This window comes from Polynucleobacter sp. HIN8 (assembly GCF_030297615.1).
Classification (GTDB): Bacteria; Pseudomonadota; Gammaproteobacteria; order Burkholderiales; family Burkholderiaceae; genus Polynucleobacter.
Map to the genome: position 1 here is coordinate 330,762 of NZ_AP028139.1, position 19,254 is coordinate 350,015.

Sequence of the window (19,254 nt, forward strand, 5' to 3'; positions counted from 1 at the left end):
TTAACCTTTCTTGCGCTGCAAGGATGGTGAGCTGCCGCTTCTGTTCACCTAGAGATGCATTTCTAGGACCCGTGCAATATGTACTGCCTCACGATTCGCTCCATCAGCAATTTGGTGACGACAGCTAGTACCGTCGGCCACCACCATCGCGTTAGGCTCTTTGCGAATGCGCGGTAACAAACTGAGCTCCGCCATTTGCTTGGAAGCCTCGATATGCTCCACCCCATACCCAAAGCTGCCCGCCATGCCACAGCACGACGACTCAATCAGTTGGGGGTTGGCATTCGGAATGAGTTTCAGTAATTCAAGGGCGGGACTCACGGCCGCAAAGGCCTTTTGATGGCAATGGCCATGTACCAAAATCGGCTGAGCGGACTCTTTGAAGTTCGGCACAAACCGATTGGCTTTGTGTTCACTGGCTAAAAACTCTTCAAGGAGTTGGGCCTGCTTACTCACGACTTGCGCAGACTCACCGAGACCCATCGTGAGCGCTTCATCGCGTAGCGTAAATAAGCAAGAGGGCTCTAGACCCACAATTGCTATCCCTTCGTTTGCATAGGGTGCCAAGTGGTTAACAAGTGCTGAGAGTCGTACTTTCGCCTCATTCACCATACCGGATGCTAAGTAGGTGCGACCACAGCAAAATGGCTTTTGTTCATCGAGATCTTTTGCAGGTTGCGCCACATGAACCGCGTAGCCCGACTTTTGTAAGAGGGCAAGTGCCGCTTGCAAGTTCTCATTCTCAAAATAAGCGTTAAAGGTATCGGCAAAGAGGACGACGCGCTTGTCGTGTTTGGCGAGCTCCTCAGGCGTTATAAATGGTAGGGGTGCTTGATTCCAAAAATGCTTACTTTTCCAGACCGGCAAGGAGCGCTGGGCGCTAATTCCGGTGAACCACTCTTGGATCTTGGCTAAGAGTGGGATGTGATTGCGTAGATTCATGAGCGCGGGCAAACCAGGAACGCGCGCAATGATGGGGGCATAGTTCGGCAAATGGGCCACTAAACGATCACGTAGGGTATGACCAAAGCGCTCTTTGTATTGCGCCAAATACTCAATCTTCATTTTGGCCATGTCCACGCCCGTGGGGCATTCGCGTTTGCAGCCCTTGCAACTGACGCATAAATCCATCACCTCTTTCACTGCTTGGGTGGCCAGAGGTAAATGGGCGGGAGGTCTATCACTCGTATTCGAGATCTGCCCTGAGATAGCTAGACGCAAGGTGTTGGCACGGCCGCGGGTCAGATCTTTTTCATTGCGAGTGATGCGATAGCTTGGGCACATCACATCGGCATCAAACTTACGGCAATGTCCATTGTTATTGCACATCTCAATCGCTTTGGCGAGACCTTGCGCAGGATCGCCACCGGTGCCCGCCGCAGTGACTGCTTCGGTCACGGGATTGTTTTGCACGTTCCAGGCAGACCAATCAAGCTTGGGTTTCACCGTAATAACCTGATAGGAAGGCGGATAGCGAAAGTACGCACTATCATCCATCTTGGGGGGATTGACAATCTTGCCGGGATTAAGAAGTCCCTTGGGATCAAATTGTGTTTTGATCTTGGTAAGTGCCTCGGTAATCTTCGGACCAAATTGCCAGCTGATCCACTCCCCCCGGCATAGACCATCGCCATGCTCGCCACTAAAGGCGCCTTTGTATTTGCGCACAAGCTCGGCCGCTTCTTCTGCAATCGCGCGCATCTTGAGAGCCCCATCGCGACGCATATCCAGAATTGGGCGCACATGCAGGGTGCCGACTGATGCGTGCGCATACCAGGTACCGCGTGAGCCATATTTACTGAAGACCTCGGTCAAGGCTTGGGTGTATTCGGCTAGGTGCTCCAGTGGTACAGCACAATCTTCAATGAAGCTCACCGGCTTGCCATCGCCCTTGAGACTCATCATGATATTGAGCCCTGCTTTACGCACTTCCCATAAGTTCTTTTGCATCGCCGCGTCGGGCATCATCACGACCGACCCAGGTAAACCCAGATCACTCATGAGGGTGTTGAGATCTTGAAGTTTTTGTAAGAGTGGAGCGTGCTCGTCGCCGCTAAACTCCACGAGCAAAATGGCATCGACTGTTTTTGCGTTGGCGTCCACGAGCGCGGTCTCAATCGTCTTGCGAAACGCCGGGTTATTACGCGAGAGATCGATCATGGTGCGATCAACCAGCTCCACGGCGGTGGGTCCCAACTTCACGATATGCTGGGCACTATCCATTGCTTGATAAAAACTCGCAAAGTTCACAACCCCTAAGACCTTGTGTTTGGGCAAGCGCGCGAGCTTGAGCGTTAGAGATTTGAAGTATGCGAGAGTGCCTTCGCTACCTACGAGTAAATGAGCAAGATTGACACTGTTATCCAAGGTGTATGGCAACTCACTTTGCGGATGAAAGACATCCAAGTTGTAACCAGCGACTCGGCGCATGACTTTGGGCCAGTGTGCATCGATCTCCGGTTTGAGATCGTCCACCAAGTGCCTAACATAATCCCCCAAGGCTTTGGCACGACCCATGCTTTCTGAATAAGGACCAAAGTTAGCGAGCTCGCCATTAGCCAGCCAGGCGTCAATCCCCAAAACGTTATGCACCATATTGCCATACGCAATCGAGCGACTACCGCAGGAGTTATTCCCTGCCATGCCGCCAATGGTGGCCTGTGCAGCGGTCGAGACATCAACCGGATACCAAATCCCGTGGGGTTTGAGGTGGGCATTGAGATGATCCAGCACCATACCCGGCTCCACTTCCACCGTGGCGCGATCCGGATCAGTGAGATCGGAAGAGAGGATCTTACGAAAATGTTTGCTGTTATCAATCACGAGTGCGGCACCCGTGGTCTGGCCGCATTGACTGGTACCACCGCCTCTAGGTAAAACGGGAATACCTGACTCATTGGCAACTTCAAGAGCTGCTTCAATATCCTGCGCCGATTTAGGAACAAGAACTGCTACCGGGAATTGTTGGTAGATCGATGCATCGGTTGCGTAGCGCCCACGGCTTGCACTGTCAACCAAGACCTCGCCCTCGACATGCTTTTGGAGTTTGGTGGAAATCTCGGGTGGCAGGCTACTTAGGGTAAAGCTGGGATCGGGTGCAATTTTGGTCATGAATCAAACGAATTTAAATCAATAAACAATGGATTGTATTGATTTGAGGGTAAATTTGGGGAGGGTCCTAATCCATGGCAGAATGACCCTAAAGAAAGAATCAAAATACCAAGGAGACCACCATGCTAGCCAATAAACCCTATTTGCGCCAAGTCGATGTGCAAAAGATCTTAGACGCTGCTAATGCCCATGCCGAGAAACACAACTGGGCGGTCACGATTGCCGTATGCGATGACGGCGGGCATTTGTTGGGACTGATTCGTCGTGATGGCTGCGCCCCGGTGTCATCCTATATTGCTCAAGACAAGGCGCGCTCTGCAGCGATGGGCAAGCGTGAGAGCAAGGTGTATGAGGACATCATTAATAACGGCCGAACGGCCTTTGCAACCGTCCCCCACATCAAGGGCATGCTCGAGGGCGGCGTCAATATTGATGTCGATGGCCATACGATTGGCGCGGTCGGCGTCTCTGGCGTGAAGTCTGCAGATGATGCCGGTATTGCCCGAGCCGGTATCGCCGCGATTTTGTCTTGATCCAAAAAACCAGTTTGTAGGAAAACATGAGCCGTATTTTTAAAAATACGGCTCAAAATTTGAGCCGATTCTTATAAATCGGTCGTTTTCCCGACTTTCTTGACATTTGTGTTCAAAAAGTCGGAACTCAGTTGATCACTTTTGATCCAAGTTTTAGTTGGCAATATTGATCAATATCCTAAATGGGTCTCTAAAGCCTGTAAAATCAAGGGGTGTCTACAAAAACCGATCCAAACCTACCCGATTCGGGTAATGTGCCCAGCGCTAATTTTGCTGATTTCCAATTAGATCCTAAGATCCTCAAAGCGATTGAGGAGCAAGGCTATACCCAGGCAACCCCAATTCAGGCCAAGGCGATTCCGGTGGTCCTGGAGGGCCGGGACGTGATGGGGGCAGCGCAAACGGGTACTGGTAAAACCGCCGCCTTTACCCTGCCGATTATTCAGAAGCTGTTGCCTCAGGCCAATACGAGTACCTCGCCCGCTCGCCACCCCATTCGAGCCTTGATTTTGACCCCAACCCGGGAATTGAGCGATCAGGTGGCTGAGAACGCGAGCCTTTATGCCAAATTTACGGATCTACGGACCGCAGTCGTATTTGGTGGTGTTGACATCAAACCTCAAACGGCCTTGCTGCGATCGGGGGTAGAGATTTTGATTGCAACCCCCGGGCGTTTACTCGATCACATCACCAGTAAAACGGCCGATTTGTCGCAAGTGCAACTTTTGGTATTGGATGAGGCTGATCGTATGTTGGACATGGGTTTCTTGCCCGATCTGCAACGCATTATCAATTTGATTCCTGCACAGCGTCAGACCTTATTGTTCTCTGCAACCTTTTCTCCAGAAATTAAGAAGCTCGCACAAACCTACTTGCGTAATCCCGTAACGATTGAAGTGGCTCGGCAAAATGCCGCAGCCGATACGGTCAATCAAGTGGTGCACTTGGTACCCTCCGAACATAAGCGTGCAGCCATCGTAGCCATATTGCAAAACCGGGTGAAGGCGGGCTTAAGTAGTCAGTGCATCATCTTCACCAACAGTCGAATGGGCTGCGCACGGTTGGCAAACGCTCTGGAGCGCGATGGTATTAGAGCAGCTGCGATTCATGGGGATAAAAGCCAAACCGAACGGATGGCAACCTTAGAAGCCTTTAAGACCGGCACAATCGATGCTTTAGTGGCTACCGACGTTGCGGCACGCGGCTTAGATATTCCAGATATGCCCTGCGTGATTAATCATGAGCTTCCTTTTAATGCCGAGGACTTTATTCATCGGATTGGGCGCACTGGGCGTGCTGGGAGCAAAGGTGATGCAATTGCCTTAGTCGATGATAGTGAAAAGCGCTTACTCGAGGATATTGAGAAACTCATGAAGCGCAAGCTCACGATTGCGCGACTACCCACGAGTGAGCGAGAGAGTAAAAGCGGTGGTTCTAAAGCGATTGCAGCCGACCCATTTTTCTACATGCCTTATGAGCCTGGGAAAATCACGCCAGTACCAAAGCAAGAGCCAACCAGTTCATCGATCAAGCCGGGCACCAATCAAAAAAAGCCAGTGCTTGGCGCGCTCTTGGGCGGCACCAAAAAGTAATTATATGAAGGGCGTTCCCGCCACTCTTGTACCTTACGGTTTAGCCATTGCGAAATGCTCCCACGAATCGGATCATTTTGTAATCCCAAGTGATTTGCCGCACTGTTAAGGCTGGCTCGAATTGACTCCGGGTGAGCGATATCAACCGCAGTCGCTTTTGTTTGTTTGCTGAGTTTCTTGCCAGCGTCATTGGTTACGAGTGGTAGATGCAAATAACTCGGGGTTTGATAACCCAAGCATTGTTGTAAATAGATTTGCCGTGAAGTGTTACTGAGTAAATCTTCACCCCGCACAATATGCGTGATCCCTTGTAAGTGATCATCGACCACCACTGCTAACTGATAAGTAAAGAGCCCGTCAGCTCGGCGCAGAACAAAATCTCCCACTTGCGTATTGACATCTTGGGTTTGCTTACCTAAATCTCGATCCGTAAAGCTGATCTGGCACTCGTGTGGAAAGCGAATGCGCAAAGCATGATTTTGAATCGGTACCTTTCGTTCTCGACATGTCCCCGGGTAAATCAATTCTTGATTAGGCTTAATCAAACCCCCTTCTTTTTGTAAGACCTCCTCAATTTGCTTGCGGGAGCATTGACAGCCATAGATGCGATCGATCGTGATGAGTTGTTCTAGAGCATTTTGATAGTGAGTTGTCCGTTGAGATTGCCAGACCGGTGCCTCGTCCCATTCCAAACCACAGACTCTCAATTGATTCAAGATTAATTGATCAGCACCAGGTACCGTCCTTGGGGTATCCACATCTTCAATACGCACGAGCCAAGCCCCATCATGTGCCCGGGCATCAAGCCAACTGCCTAATGCTGTCGCCAGTGAGCCTAAATGGAGCGGCCCAGTGGGCGACGGAGCGAAGCGGCCCCGGTAGGGTTTATGGCCTTTTTGGGCTTCATCTGATCTAGTGCCTTGATTGAATTGGGGATTTAAAGAGGAGGTCATCGGGCTCATGATTTGACAGTGCGCACAGCTAAAATCATCTCATATGGCAGCGCCCCAATTTATCCATCTTCGTTTGCATTCCGAGTACTCGATTACCGATGGGGTGGTGCGCATTGATGATGCAGTTGAGGCAGCTTGTTTGGATGATATGGGCGCCTTAGCACTCACCGATCTAGGTAATTTATTTGGTCTCATCAAGTTTTACTCGGCAGCCCGCTCCGCAGGGGTCAAACCAATTGCTGGCACTGATGTGTGGGTGACGAACACCCAAGAGCCCGATCAACCCTATCGCATGCTGCTCTTGGTACAAAACCATATCGGTTACCTCAATCTGTGTGAACTCCTAAGTAAAGCATCACTCCATAATCAGCGCCATGGAAGAGCGGAGATTCAGCCGGATTGGTTGAGTGAGCCGCTACCCACAATTACTAAAGGAGCGAAGAAAAAAACATTGGCTGAGGGCTTAATTGCGCTCTCAGGCGCGCATCAGGGGGATGTGGGAGTTGCGCTCCTTAATGGGGATGAGGTAAGGGCGCGCGAGACAGCCACTCACTGGCAAACAGTCTTTGGTGGCCGCTATTTTGTGGAGCTCCAGCGTTTTGGTCATGCCCAGGATGAGGCGCATATTCAGCTTGCTTGCCAACTCGCGAGTGATTTAAAAATTCCGGTAGTCGCAACTCATCCGATTCAGTTTATGAAGCCCGAGGATTACACGGCACATGAGGCGCGAGTCTGTATCGCTGAAGGCGAGTTATTGGGTGATCCACGTCGCCCCAAACGCTTTACCGAAGAACAATATTTTCTGACGCAAGAGCAAATGCACGAGCGTTTTGCGGATCTCCCGGCGGCACTTGCCAATACGGTGGAGATAGCCAAGATGTGCAATCTCAACCTGACCTTGGGTCAAGCGCGGTTACCTGAGTTTCCAACGCCCGATGGCATGGCGCTTGATCAATACTTGATGCAGCAGGCAGAACTAGGACTTGATAAAAATCTTCGCAGACTCTATCCCAAGGAAGAAGAGCGAGTAGCCCTTGAGCCCCGCTATCGCGAGCGCTTGCGCTTTGAAGTCAACACGATTGCGCAAATGGGGTTCCCAGGCTACTTCTTGATCGTCGCAGACTTCATTAACTGGGCCAAAAATAATGGCGTGCCTGTTGGACCAGGTAGAGGATCAGGCGCCGGATCCTTAGTCGCTTTCTCATTGGGGATTACCGATCTCGATCCTCTGCGCTACAACTTACTCTTTGAGCGCTTTTTAAATCCCGAGCGCGTCTCCATGCCCGACTTTGATATCGATTTTTGTCAGCATGGGCGCGATCGCGTGATTGCCTATGTGAAAGAAAAGTACGGCAAGGATGCGGTGAGCCAAATTGCTACCTTTGGCACGATGGCGGCCAAAGCTGCGATTCGAGATGTGGGAAGGGTGCTTGAGCAACCCTATGGCTTTGTGGATGGTATCGCCAAGCTCGTCCCATTTAAGCCCGGCCAAGTGGTGACGATCGAATCAGCCAAGAAAGAAGAAAAGCAACTCGCCGAGCGTGAAAGAAATGAAGAGGAAGTGCGCCAACTCTTGGCGCTTGCACAGCAGCTCGAGGGCATGACCCGCAACGTGGGCATGCACGCGGGAGGGGTCTTAATTGCGCCTGGCAAACTCACCGATTTTTGCCCGCTTTATACCCAAGATGGGGGCGACGCGAATGCAGGGGTGATTAGCCAATTCGATAAAGACGATGTGGAATCGATTGGTCTAGTGAAATTCGACTTCTTGGGACTCACCACACTGACTATCTTGGCGGGGGCCGAGCGCTGGATTAAAAAACTACATGCCGATCGCAAAGCTTGGAGCATCAGTGATATCCCACTCGATGATCCCAAAGCCTTTGAGCTTTTAAAGCGCGGTAATACCGTTGCCGTGTTCCAGTTGGAAAGTCGGGGCATGCAAGGCATGCTGCGCGATGCTAAGCCCGATCGCTTTGAAGACATCATCGCCTTGGTAGCGTTGTATCGACCAGGTCCCATGGATCTCATCCCCGATTACATTAAACGTAAGCACGGGCAACAGAAGGTTGAATACCCCGATCCCCGCATTGAGCCCGTATTGCGTGAGACCTACGGCATCATGGTCTACCAAGAGCAGGTGATGCAGATGGCGCAGATGATTGGGGGCTACTCCTTGGGAGGTGCAGACCTATTGCGTCGCGCGATGGGTAAAAAGAAGCCAGAAGAGATGGCACAGCATCGCCAGATTTTCCGAGAAGGCGCTCAAAAAAATGGACTCACCGAGCACAAGGCCGATGAAATCTATGACTTGATGGAGCGTTTTGCGGGATATGGGTTTAATAAGTCCCACGCGGCTGCGTATGCGCTATTAGCCTATCAAACTGCCTGGCTCAAGGCCTATTACCCTGCCGAATTTATGGCAGCCAACTTATCGCTCTCGATGGACGATACCGATAAGGTGAAGATTCTGTATGACGATAGTCTGCACAATGGTTTGAAGATTTTGCCACCGGATATTAATACCGGCATGTACGAGTTCACACCGATTGCAGATCCCAACGATCAAGAACAAAGCGTGGGGATTCGTACGATTCGCTATGGCTTGGGAGCGGTTCGAGGTACCGGTGAGGGTGCGATTCAAATCATTGTGGAAGCGCGCAAAGCAGGACTATTTAATGACCTGTTTGATTTCTGTGCCCGCGTGGATCGTCGTCAAGTCAATCGCCGTGCCATCGAAGCCTTGATTCGGGCGGGGGCGTTTGATTCGATTACAGTCGATGCCGCTAAAGCACTAATGAATACCTATGATGCTCGCTCAACTCTTCTTGCATCGCTCTCCCGTGCGATCGAGGCTGCCGAACAGGCCGAAGCCTCAGTGCATCAGGTAAGTCTCTTTGATGCAGACGATGTGGCGCAAGCGCATGCACCCGAGTACGTGAAGGAACTCCCTTTTTCTGAAAAGAAACGCTTGCAAGATGAGAAAGCGGCATTGGGTCTATGTTTAACCGGACATTTGTTTGATGCCTATCGGCCTGAAGTGACGCACTTTATTCGTCAACCACTCATCAAGCTCACCGAGGGTAAAGATCAACTCCTCGCCGGCATCATCACCTCGTCACGAATGCTGATGGGGCAACGTGGACGCATGATGATAGCCACGATTGATGATGGTAGTGCAGCCGTTGAGCTCACGCTCTACAGTGAAGTGTATGAGCCCAATCGTTCTTGGCTTAAAGAAGACGAACTACTGATTGCTAAGGTGAATGTCAATCCCGATAAGTTCTCAGGAGGCTTACGAATTGTTGCCGAGAGCGTGATGGATATTGTGGGCGCACGTTTGCGTTTTGCCAGAAACGTTCACCTGAACTTAGACACTGGTATTGATTTGAAAGTTCTCAAAGCTCAAATCAATCCATTTTTAGTCAAAGCCCCAATCGGTAACGCCGCACAAACGCCACCAAAAGGATTGCCATTGACCGCTGCTGTGATGGCTAAAGGCGGGGCTTGTTTAGTTCAGTTTCCAGAAGACGTGCGTCTTTACCCGGATGACAATTGCCTACGCAACTTGCATCAGATCTTGGGAAGTAAAACTGGCTCAAGCCCTAATCCGGTGGAAATTCAGTATGCGTAATTTTTATGAGCGATTTTTGAGATAGGTCTCAAAGTCGTCTTTGAGCTCAGGATGCTTGAGTGCAAATTCAATGGTTGCCATAAGGTAGCCTAATTTACTACCGCAGTCATAGCGCACCCCTTCGTACTCATAGGCGAGCACGGGCTCATCCTTTAGGAGAGTTTGTATGGCATCGGTGAGCTGATATTCCCCGCCAGAACCGGGTTTCAGATTACGAATGTGGCAAAAAATAGAGGATGAGAGGATGTAGCGACCTACCACCCCAAGATTGGATGGGGCATCCTTTGATGCCGGCTTTTCAATAATTCCGGTAACAGAGTGGATTCCAGCGCTTTGGGCTTTTGCGGCCACAACCCCGTAAGATTTGGTTTGCTCCGGCAGAATTTTCTCAACGGCTAAGACCGATGCATTGTGTTTGGCATGCAGATCAACCATTTGTTTGAGTACCGGAGTTTTGCCATCCAACAAATCATCGGCCAAGATAATGGCAAAAGGCTCATCGCGCACCAATTTCTCAGCACATAAAACCGCATGCCCGAGGCCCAATGGCTCTGCTTGGCGGACATAGATACAATCCACATGGCTAGGTTTGATATTACGTACAATCTCTAAAAGGTTTTGCTTATTCTTCGCCTCAAGTTCTGCCTCAAGCTCATACGCCTTATCAAAATGATCTTCGATGGCACGTTTGCTGCGACCAGTCACAAAAATCATCTCAGTAATGCCAGCAGCAATGGCTTCTTCCACCGCATACTGAATTAATGGCTTATCCACCACGTTGAGCATTTCCTTGGGGGATGCCTTAGTAGCTGGTAAAAAACGAGTGCCTAGGCCTGCAACAGGAAAGACCGCTTTGGTGATGGGTTTAGTCAACATAAACGTAATTATGCCTCGTGTTTATTAAAATCTACTGAAAACTTTATAAACTTATTTAAGATAGATTCATCGAATTAAGCGAAAAAATGAATAAAAGAATTAACCGCAATCCTTCACGCAGACCAACGCATCCCGGTGTAGTTCTACGTGAGGATATTTTGCCTTCACTCGTAATCAGTCAGGCTGCCCTTGCGGAATATTTGGGAGTCAGCCGATTGACGGTATCTGAAATCTTGCTTGAAAAACGTGCCGTAAGTGCGGAAATGGCCATGCGCATCTCGAAGGCAATTGGTGGATCTCCGGAGAGTTGGTTGCAGATGCAATCTGCCGTTGATCTATGGGATGTTGCGCAACGATTTAAGCAAGACCCGGCGAAGTTGCCTAAACCAATCCCAAATTTAGCTTTCGCTTGATTGGCTAAGCCGACTTGCTCAGTTTATTAAGCTGTTCACTTAGCTTCGCATGACTCACTTCAAAATCCACTAGCCGTTTTTTCTCCTGCTCGAGAACTGCGGCAGGAGCACGTGCCACAAAGGATTTGTTATTGAGTTTGCTCTGACATTTAGCGATCTCATTGGCAAGACGCGTAATTTCTTTGGTAAGTCGTGCTTGCTCTGCTTTAGGGTCAACCTCAATCTTCAGCAATAACTTATTGCGACCCACCAGAGCAATCGGTGCGCCCGGCGCATCCTTTTCTAAAGTAGACTCATCGGTCACGATTTTCACTTCCGACAGTTTCGCAAGCGCACTTAGGTAAGGAGCCGCTTTGGTTAAAAAGTCTGTGTCGCCATTGATCCATAACGGTACCTTCTGGGCAGGTGAGATTTGCATTTCCCCACGCAGATTACGGCACGCATCAATAATGCTTTTAACCTCACCCATCCATGCCTCGCTGACCGGATCGATCTTGTCACTTTGCGATACAGGGTAGGGTTGAAGTGCAATCGATTGTCCCGGTTGATTGGCAAGCACTTTGCCACTCTTGGGACCAATGGTTTGCCACAACTCCTCAGTAATGAATGGAATGATGGGGTGAGCCAGGCGCAAAGTGGTCTCGAGAACGCGCAAAAGTGTTCTACGGGTTGCCCGTTGCTGAGCAGGAGTGCCATGTTGCAACTGAACTTTGGCAAGCTCTAAATACCAATCACAGTACTCATCCCACACAAATTGATAAATGGCGAGTGCAATATTGTCAAAGCGGTAGTCAGCAAAGCCCTTAGCAACATCTGCCTCGGTGCGCTGCAGTTGCGAGACGATCCAGCGATCCGCTTGCGAGAAATCCAGATACCCTTCAGGACCGCATTGGTTATCGCACGGTGCAAAGCCATTGTCTTTTTCATTACCGGGGCAGCTCATCAAGACAAAACGCGTAGCATTCCATAATTTGTTGCAAAAGTTGCGGTAACCTTCGCAGCGTTTTTGATCAAAGTTAATATTGCGCCCCAATGAAGCAAGCGAGGCAAAGGTAAAGCGCAATGCATCGGTACCAAATGCTGGAATGCCCTCTGAAAACTCTTTCTTGGTCTTTTTGGTAATGCTCTCCGCTTGCTTAGGATTCATGAGGCCGAAGGTGCGTTTTTGAACCAAGTCATCGAGCGCAATGCCATCAATCAAATCAATCGGATCCAAAGTATTGCCTTTGGACTTACTCATCTTTTGGCCTTCGGCATCGCGCACTAAGCCATGCACATACACAGTTTTAAATGGCATCTTCCCTGTAAAGTGGCAGGTCATCATGACCATGCGCGCGACCCAAAAGAAAATAATGTCAAAGCCGGTCACTAAGACTGAGGATGGCAAAAAGTGATCAAGCTCTTTGGTTTGTTTGGGCCACCCCAGTGAACTAAATGGCACCAAGGCAGAGCTAAACCAGGTATCAAGTACATCCTCATCACGCTTCAGTTCACCGCTATAACCGGCAGCCTTGGCCTTGGCCTTGGCTTCATCGGCATTACGCGCCACAAAGATTTGACCGCTATCGCCATACCATGCGGGGATTTGATGGCCCCACCACAATTGCCGCGAGATACACCAGTCCTGAATGTTCTCGAGCCACTGGGTATAGGTGGAGATCCAGTTCTCAGGTACGAGTTGGATGTCACCCGAGGTGACTGCATGCAAGGCTGCCCCTGCAATCGATTGACCCGGTTGGTAGCGATTATCAGGACTTGCTTTAGACATCGCTACAAACCACTGATCGGTGAGCATCGGCTCAATCACGGTTTGGGTTCGATCGCCACGCGGCACCATGAGGGTGTGGGGTTGAACTTTTTCCAATAGATTAGCTGCTTCGAGATCAGCCACAATTTGCTTACGAGCAGCAAAGCGATCGAGCCCCTGGTAGACCTGCGGGGCATGCTCATTAATCTTCGCATCGAGCGTTAAGATATTGATGAGTGGTAACTGATGACGCTGACCTACAGCATAGTCATTAAAGTCATGGGCGGGAGTGATTTTAACTACTCCAGTCCCAAAACCCATATCCACATAGGTATCCGCAATAATCGGGATGCTGCGCTGGCAAAGAGGAAGCTCCACGGTTTTACCAATCAGGTGGCGGTAGCGCACATCCTCCGGATGCACCATGACCGCCACATCTCCCAAGAGGGTCTCAGGTCGGGTAGTCGCGACTACTAGGTGGCCACTCCCATCGGAGAGTGGATAGCGAATGTGCCACAGGCTGCCTTGCTCTTCGGTGCTAACTACTTCGAGGTCTGAAACCGCAGTACCTAAGACTGGATCCCAGTTCACAAGACGCTTGCCGCGATAGATCAGTCCTTGTTCAAAGAGAGTGACAAAGACCTCCACCACCGCCTCGGACATCTTTGGATCCATCGTGAAATACTCACGCGACCAATCAATCGATGCTCCGAGACGCCGAATCTGACGCGTAATCGTGGAACCGGATTCTTCTTTCCACTCCCACACCTTTTTTAGGAAGGCCTCGCGACCGAGATCGTGACGAGAAATTTTTTGGGCATCGAGTTGGCGTTCCACCACAATTTGGGTGGCAATTCCGGCGTGGTCGGTGCCTGGAACCCAAAGGGTATTTTTGCCGGACATGCGTGCATAGCGCACCAAGCCATCCATGATGGTTTGATTAAAGGCGTGACCCATATGCAAGGTGCCCGTGACATTGGGGGGTGGCAACTGAATGCAAAAATTATATTTGCCATCATCCACCTTGGCAGTGGCAATGCCGCGCGTCTCCCACTCGGGTCCCCAGAACGCTTCAATGGGAGCTGGCTCATACGACTTGGCTAATTTGGCTAAGTCAGGATTTTGATCTGGCGAGGTTTTTTCAGAGGAGTGGGCAGTATCAGGCATAAGCATCAAATTATAATTGGGACGATGTACGCTGATTTACTTGAGAACCTTAATCCCGAACAACGGGAGGCGGTAACCTTACCTCCAACTCACCCCGATGGACGCCCTCAATCAGCACTGATTTTGGCGGGTGCGGGTAGCGGTAAGACCCGAGTCTTAACTACTCGTATCGCGTGGCTCATTCAAACGGGGCAGATTTCACCGATTGGACTATTGGCGGTGACCTTTACCAATAAAGCAGCCAAAGAAATGCTCACCCGTTTGGGTGCCATGCTACCAATCAATACTCGGGGTATGTGGGTTGGAACCTTTCATGGTCTGTGTAATCGATTACTGCGTGCGCATCATCGCGATGCAGGTTTGCCATCGACCTTTCAAATCTTAGATACGCAAGATCAACTCTCAGCCATTAAGCGGCTTTTAAAGAGTCTTAATGTTGATGATGAGAAATTCCCACCGCGGCAATTACAGTATTTCATTGCCAATGCCAAAGAGCGGGGTAAGCGTGCTAAGGATCTCGATCCGGGGGATGATTTTGAGGCCCGCATGATTCAGTTGTACGAAGCCTATGATGCGCAGTGTCAGCGCGAAGGGGTGTGCGACTTCTCGGAGTTACTGTTACGCAGTTATGAGTTACTCAAGCATCATGAGTTAATCCGCACGCATTATCAAGAACGTTTTAAACACATTTTGATTGATGAGTTCCAGGATACGAACGCCTTGCAATATGCTTGGCTCAAGCTCTTAGCAGGAAACGGTCAGATGACCAGTAGCTCAGTATTCGCGGTTGGTGACGATGATCAGAGTATCTATGCATTTCGCGGTGCGGATGTTGAGAACATGCGCCTTTATGAAAAGCAATTTAAGCCAGTGACCGTGAAATTGGAGCAAAACTACCGCTCGCATGGGCATATCCTCGATGCTGCGAATCATTTGATTGCACATAATCAAGATCGCTTAGGCAAGAACCTACGCACCGAGGCCGGTGTCGGTGAGCCAGTGCGTATTTATGAGGCCGCTAGCGATGGCATGGAGTGCGCTTGGTTGATTGATGAGATCAAGGCGTTGATTCGTAGCGGCATGAGTCGCAGTGAGATCGCGGTGCTCTACCGCAGCAACGCTCAGTCACGCATCATTGAGCATGGGCTGTTCTCGGCCAATATTCCGTATCGTGTTTATGGGGGCTTGCGCTTTTTTGAACGTGCCGAGATTAAGCATGCATTAGCGTACATGCGCTTACTCGAGAATCCCAATGATGACACCTCCTTTGCACGGGTTGTGAATTTCCCAGCTCGCGGCATTGGAGCGCGTTCGATTGAGGCCTTACAAGATGCTGCCAAACAACATCAATGCTCATTCTATGCAGCAGCCTCGTTCATCGAAGGGAAAGCCGGCAATAGCATCTCCGGGTTTGTGCGTCTGATTGAACATCTGCGTGACGCGACCAAACACAATACCTTACCGGAGACGGTGGAGTATGTGATTCAGCATAGTGGCCTGATTCAGCATTACTTGACCGAGCGTGAGGGTCAGGATCGCGTTGAGAACTTGCAAGAACTGATTAATGCTGCGACGGCGTTCGTGGCCGAGGAGGGTTATGGTCAAGACGTTCAAGCGACCACGCCACCTAGCCCAGAGCAAGCTGGGGTGGAGGATATTTCTCCGCTGGCCGGATTTTTGGCCCATGCATCGCTTGAGGCTGGGGATAATCAAGCCGAGGCTGGTCAAGATGCGATTCAGTTAATGACCGTGCATTCGGCCAAAGGCTTAGAGTTCTCTGCAGTCTTTATGACTGGTCTTGAAGAAGGATTATTTCCGCATGAGAACAGTATTTCAGAACCCCGTGGGTTGGAAGAAGAGCGACGCCTTATGTATGTGGCGATTACGCGTGCTAAAGAGCGTTTGTATCTTTCGCATACCCAGTCACGCATGCTCCATGGCCAAGTGCGCTACAACATGCCCTCACGCTTTTTGGATGAACTGCCCACCGAGAGTCTCAAGCACTTAACTCCCAAAGCAAAAGATGCGCGTTGGGGCGCCGCATCGTGGCAAAAAGGACGATCTGAGAATACAAACAGTGTGGATGAGTTGTGGTGGGGCGGCAACGAGAGTGATGTGCCCGTGCGAAACGATCAGGCCAGTAACGCGATTGTCACGAGCTCTCTGCAGTTAGAGCAAAACAAGAAGCGCGGACATTCTTTTCGGGTTGGTCAAGAAGTGTTCCATACCAAGTTTGGTGAAGGGCGTGTGACTGCACTAGAGGGCGAAGGGGTAGATGCGAAAGCGCAAGTGAACTTCAAACGCCATGGCGCAAAGTGGTTACAGCTATCGATTGCTAAGCTAGTGGCGGTTGAAAATTAAGTTTTTTAAGTTATAACTAAAGCAGTTTTGGCCAAACTCTGGAAGTATGAAAAATTCGCAATACTTCCACTGAATTGTCTTTAATTCGATAAGGAACAATATACGGATACCTCTGAATAACTAGTTCTCTAGTTCCAGAGACTCTGCCAGGTCGGCCAAGCTCTGGAAACTTTGCTAATTGATTTACGCTTTTAACCACATAAGAAAAGAATGCTTTTGCAATTTTGGGATTTTCTTTGGCTAAGTAATTTGTTTCGTCATCTAAATTTTGAGCAGCTGTTCTTAACCACTTAACCTGCATGTTTTCTCACTAGCTTTGCAAATTCTCTTTCCGAAATAAAGTCTTTCTTATCTGCCTCTTTAAGAGCAGCTTTGATTTCATTAACTTGCCAAGCCTCAAGTTCAATATAACGCTCTATAGCTTCTGCAGCCAAGAAGGACTTGGTACGATGGGTAGCGCCCGCAAGTTTATCAAGCATGAGCTTAGTTTTGCTATTTATTCGAAGGGTTAAAACAGCAGTAGTCATATAAATAAATGAGGTTTTTAATACAATGTATACATTGTATTTTAAATTGATCAGTACGGCAATCTGACAATAAAACTTTAAAAATTAAGCAAATCTCTTTAATTCGGTAACTGCTCGTAATCATTGCCCGTAAAGCAACCCTTCCAGGTCGCAAAAAACGAGCAGTACATCACGGTTAATGCAGCCATAGAGAAGGGCGCCACTACAAAGGATGCGTAACGGCTCAAACCAATAATATCAATGAACATTCCAAGCGTGAGCGGAATCACAATCAACACCACACTCCAGATGGTGATGTAGTAAAAGAAAGCACCTTTGTTCGTCCAACAGGCCATCCAACTGGCAAACAAGGCTTTAGTGGGTGGCATATCAGCCCAAACTACCAGAACTGGGGCAAACCACATGAGCATGGCTACTGGAATATACAAAATGCCACCGATCATCAGCGAGTAATACAGCTGTTGCATGACCTCGGAGGTGATGGGTTTGTCATTGGTAATGAAAGGTAAGAGACTCTGAAAATCAATCACCATGCTGGCAATCAAGCTCATGGTGAAGATCATGAGGGTATACACCAATCCCAGTTGGAGGATACGCTTTTTAACCTCCGGATGATTCGTGCGAAATGCAGCCAGATAGACCGTTGGCAAAATTCGCTCTTTTTGAATCGTTTGGCGACACGCGGTCATAAAGCCAACCGATAGAGCGGGAGTCAGAATGAGAACCGCAAACACACCGGCCAATGGAATCAGGATGGCTAGCTGAGCCAAAAAGACATACATAAAGACCAGCATTAAGAAACCCAGCGGGTTTTGTTTAAAGAGCCAAACACCCTGGCGGACCCAGACATAGCCCTCATTGGTTGCAACGGGATTGAGATTCATAGGCACTTAGCTTACCTTAACTTGTGTGACGGCGGTTGCGAAGAATTCTCTCAAAATGGCTGGGGTTATGCGCAGTGAGCATCTGTGCATTGCGGGGTAAATAAAAATCCCACAAGCGCGAGATCCAAAATCGCAAGGCTGCGGCACGTAACATCGCACCCCACGATTCTTCTTCGCCATCGGTGAGTGGGCGCACTGCCATATAGGATGCTAATAAGGCGTGTAAACGCTCGCGATTGAGGGCGCCTGAGCCATTCGCAAAGGGTTCCTCAAGACACCAATCATTAGCAGTGACGGCTAAATCAAACAACCATTTGTCATTGCCTGCGAAGTAGAAGTCAAAAAACCCACCTAAGGATTGCTGACCGTTGTGTGTAGTGAAAAGAACATTATCCCGAAATAAATCGCAATGGCAGGGGCCCTCAGGAAGTAATTGATAAACGGCAGATTGAAAAAACGCTTCCTGAAATTGCATCTCGGATAAGAGCAATTCTTTTTGAGAGACATTGAGGTGTGGCACGATCACAGGAACGGTCTCTTGCCACCAGGAGAGGCTGCGTAAATTAGGTTGGGATCGCGAAAATGATCGACCAGCCAAATGCATCTTGGCAAGTTCTCCACCAACTGCGTCACAATGCTCGCCCTGCGGAGTAAGTTCCGATTGACCAGAAAGTTTGGTGACGATGGCTGCAGGCTTTCCTTTGATCTCAAACCATAACTGTCCAGCACGATTAGCCATTGGTTTAGGCACCGAAATACCTTGATTGGCAAGATGGAGCATGAGCTCTAAATAATAGGGGAGTTGGGCGGCACTTAAACGTTCAAAGATGGTTAGAACGTAGTGATTGACTTCGGATAATTTGCAATCAAGAAAGAAATTCGAGTTTTCAATCCCACCATGAATCCCTTTGAGTTCAATGACATCACCAATCGCAAAATCGTTTGCAATCCGAGGCGTAATCTCGTCAAGAGTCAGGGGGGTGTAGACCGCCATGCGCCAAATTACTTTAGAGGAATCCGAATACTCGGAACGCTGATCAAATTATCGGATGACATCCCGCCTGCTGGAAATACAGTTTGTGGTGGCGACATTTCATAGGTACCGAAGGCGGATTTCACTTCAATTTCAGTTGGTAAATTACTATCTCGGTATTCGCGGATTTGGGTGCCAAAAGGATCGGTGTATTCAAAGCTGGGTTTACGCTCTTCCTTGACGCCAAGACCTGCAGGATTTCTCGATGATGGCGCTAATGGCTGATTGTTAATCTGATTCAGATCTTCTTTGCTTAGCGCTTGTGTGCCTGATGACTGCGCACATACCCCATGCGATACGAGCAGGGTAAGACACGCAATTACTGCATACCGCTTCATCAGCGGGCTAGGATTCAGAGGTAATTTCAGAGCCATCATCATTTATTTATGAATTGAGAATGCAGCCTATTATCCTAAGAAAGTA

14 protein-coding genes are annotated in these 19,254 nt (G+C 49.4%); 5 read left to right on the top strand and 9 right to left on the bottom strand.

Annotated elements, in window-relative coordinates; translation table 11 throughout:
• Window positions 1-48: 48 nt before the first annotated feature.
• Complete coding sequence (locus QUE65_RS01785; RefSeq protein WP_286281487.1) at window positions 49-3,111, bottom strand: FAD-binding and (Fe-S)-binding domain-containing protein; 3,063 nt, start codon at window positions 3,109-3,111, stop codon at window positions 49-51.
• A gap of 122 nt (window positions 3,112-3,233) precedes the next feature.
• On the opposite strand from QUE65_RS01785, the gene QUE65_RS01790 reads away from it, so the two are divergent.
• Both QUE65_RS01790 and QUE65_RS01795 read left to right on the top strand, forming a co-directional pair.
• Window positions 3,234-3,644 (top strand): heme-binding protein, encoded by a 411-nt coding sequence (locus QUE65_RS01790; RefSeq protein ID WP_108507876.1) that lies wholly within the window; start codon window positions 3,234-3,236, stop codon window positions 3,642-3,644.
• A 254-nt stretch (window positions 3,645-3,898) separates the two neighbouring features.
• A complete protein-coding gene (locus QUE65_RS01795) occupies window positions 3,899-5,236 on the top strand; it encodes a DEAD/DEAH box helicase (protein ID WP_286282383.1) in 1,338 nt (445 codons plus the stop codon).
• On the opposite strand, the gene gluQRS is transcribed toward QUE65_RS01795, so the two are convergent.
• Window positions 5,188-6,189, bottom strand: coding sequence for a tRNA glutamyl-Q(34) synthetase GluQRS (gene gluQRS, locus QUE65_RS01800; RefSeq protein WP_286281490.1), 1,002 nt, complete (start codon window positions 6,187-6,189; stop codon window positions 5,188-5,190). The genes QUE65_RS01795 and gluQRS overlap by 49 nt on opposite strands.
• A 43-nt stretch (window positions 6,190-6,232) precedes the next feature.
• Between gluQRS and dnaE the strand changes: the two genes are divergently transcribed.
• Entirely contained in the window at window positions 6,233-9,823 is a 3,591-nt protein-coding gene (gene dnaE, locus QUE65_RS01805) for a DNA polymerase III subunit alpha (RefSeq protein ID WP_286281492.1), read from the top strand.
• Window positions 9,824-9,826: 3 nt separating this feature from the next.
• Here dnaE and galU read toward each other — a convergent pair whose 3' ends face one another.
• Window positions 9,827-10,699, bottom strand: a complete 873-nt coding sequence (galU, locus tag QUE65_RS01810) for a UTP--glucose-1-phosphate uridylyltransferase GalU (RefSeq protein WP_286281493.1) — start codon at window positions 10,697-10,699, stop codon at window positions 9,827-9,829.
• 86 nt (window positions 10,700-10,785) lie between these two features.
• Between galU and QUE65_RS01815 the strand changes: the two genes are divergently transcribed.
• A complete protein-coding gene (locus QUE65_RS01815) occupies window positions 10,786-11,112 on the top strand; it encodes a HigA family addiction module antitoxin (RefSeq protein ID WP_286281495.1) in 327 nt (108 codons plus the stop codon).
• Window positions 11,113-11,116: 4 nt separating this feature from the next.
• Here the strand turns inward: QUE65_RS01815 and QUE65_RS01820 are convergent, their stop codons facing one another.
• The gene (locus tag QUE65_RS01820) at window positions 11,117-14,026 is read right to left on the bottom strand and encodes a valine--tRNA ligase (protein WP_286281497.1); all 2,910 of its coding nucleotides are present in this window, start codon (window positions 14,024-14,026) and stop codon (window positions 11,117-11,119) included.
• Between the two features lie 24 nt (window positions 14,027-14,050).
• Here QUE65_RS01820 and QUE65_RS01825 point away from each other — a divergent pair, with 24 nt between their 5' ends.
• Window positions 14,051-16,387 (top strand): UvrD-helicase domain-containing protein, encoded by a 2,337-nt coding sequence (locus tag QUE65_RS01825; protein ID WP_286281499.1) that lies wholly within the window; start codon window positions 14,051-14,053, stop codon window positions 16,385-16,387.
• Window positions 16,388-16,403: 16 nt separating this feature from the next.
• On the opposite strand, the gene QUE65_RS01830 is transcribed toward QUE65_RS01825, so the two are convergent.
• From QUE65_RS01830 to QUE65_RS01850, 5 genes are all read right to left on the bottom strand, one after another.
• Entirely contained in the window at window positions 16,404-16,688 is a 285-nt protein-coding gene (locus QUE65_RS01830) for a type II toxin-antitoxin system RelE/ParE family toxin (RefSeq protein WP_286281501.1), read from the bottom strand.
• On the bottom strand, window positions 16,678-16,914 hold the full coding sequence (locus tag QUE65_RS01835; RefSeq protein ID WP_286281502.1) for a CopG family ribbon-helix-helix protein: 237 nt from the start codon (window positions 16,912-16,914) through the stop codon (window positions 16,678-16,680). Before QUE65_RS01835 ends, QUE65_RS01830 begins: the two co-directional genes overlap by 11 nt.
• 98 nt (window positions 16,915-17,012) lie before the next feature.
• The gene (locus tag QUE65_RS01840) at window positions 17,013-17,798 is read right to left on the bottom strand and encodes a BPSS1780 family membrane protein (protein WP_286282388.1); all 786 of its coding nucleotides are present in this window, start codon (window positions 17,796-17,798) and stop codon (window positions 17,013-17,015) included.
• 16 nt (window positions 17,799-17,814) lie between these two features.
• Entirely contained in the window at window positions 17,815-18,792 is a 978-nt protein-coding gene (locus QUE65_RS01845) for a homoserine kinase (RefSeq protein WP_286281504.1), read from the bottom strand.
• Between the two features lie 8 nt (window positions 18,793-18,800).
• Complete coding sequence (locus QUE65_RS01850) at window positions 18,801-19,211, bottom strand: hypothetical protein (RefSeq protein ID WP_286281505.1); 411 nt, start codon at window positions 19,209-19,211, stop codon at window positions 18,801-18,803.
• Window positions 19,212-19,254: the final 43 nt, after the last annotated feature.

What these genes read in the sequence shown, in the direction of transcription:
- QUE65_RS01825 (WP_286281499.1), top strand. Translation starts at nt 14,051, where the DNA reads ATGTACGCTGATTTACTTGAGAACCTTAATCCCGAACAACGGGAGGCG.
- QUE65_RS01785 (WP_286281487.1), bottom strand. Translation starts at nt 3,111, where the DNA reads ATGACCAAAATTGCACCCGATCCCAGCTTTACCCTAAGTAGCCTGCCA.
- QUE65_RS01845 (WP_286281504.1), bottom strand. Translation starts at nt 18,792, where the DNA reads ATGGCGGTCTACACCCCCCTGACTCTTGACGAGATTACGCCTCGGATT.
- dnaE (WP_286281492.1), top strand. Translation starts at nt 6,233, where the DNA reads ATGGCAGCGCCCCAATTTATCCATCTTCGTTTGCATTCCGAGTACTCG.
- QUE65_RS01830 (WP_286281501.1), bottom strand. Translation starts at nt 16,688, where the DNA reads ATGCAGGTTAAGTGGTTAAGAACAGCTGCTCAAAATTTAGATGACGAA.
- QUE65_RS01835 (WP_286281502.1), bottom strand. Translation starts at nt 16,914, where the DNA reads ATGACTACTGCTGTTTTAACCCTTCGAATAAATAGCAAAACTAAGCTC.
- QUE65_RS01820 (WP_286281497.1), bottom strand. Translation starts at nt 14,026, where the DNA reads ATGCCTGATACTGCCCACTCCTCTGAAAAAACCTCGCCAGATCAAAAT.
- QUE65_RS01850 (WP_286281505.1), bottom strand. Translation starts at nt 19,211, where the DNA reads ATGATGATGGCTCTGAAATTACCTCTGAATCCTAGCCCGCTGATGAAG.
- QUE65_RS01790 (WP_108507876.1), top strand. Translation starts at nt 3,234, where the DNA reads ATGCTAGCCAATAAACCCTATTTGCGCCAAGTCGATGTGCAAAAGATC.
- galU (WP_286281493.1), bottom strand. Translation starts at nt 10,699, where the DNA reads ATGTTGACTAAACCCATCACCAAAGCGGTCTTTCCTGTTGCAGGCCTA.
- gluQRS (WP_286281490.1), bottom strand. Translation starts at nt 6,189, where the DNA reads ATGACCTCCTCTTTAAATCCCCAATTCAATCAAGGCACTAGATCAGAT.
- QUE65_RS01815 (WP_286281495.1), top strand. Translation starts at nt 10,786, where the DNA reads ATGAATAAAAGAATTAACCGCAATCCTTCACGCAGACCAACGCATCCC.
- QUE65_RS01840 (WP_286282388.1), bottom strand. Translation starts at nt 17,798, where the DNA reads ATGAATCTCAATCCCGTTGCAACCAATGAGGGCTATGTCTGGGTCCGC.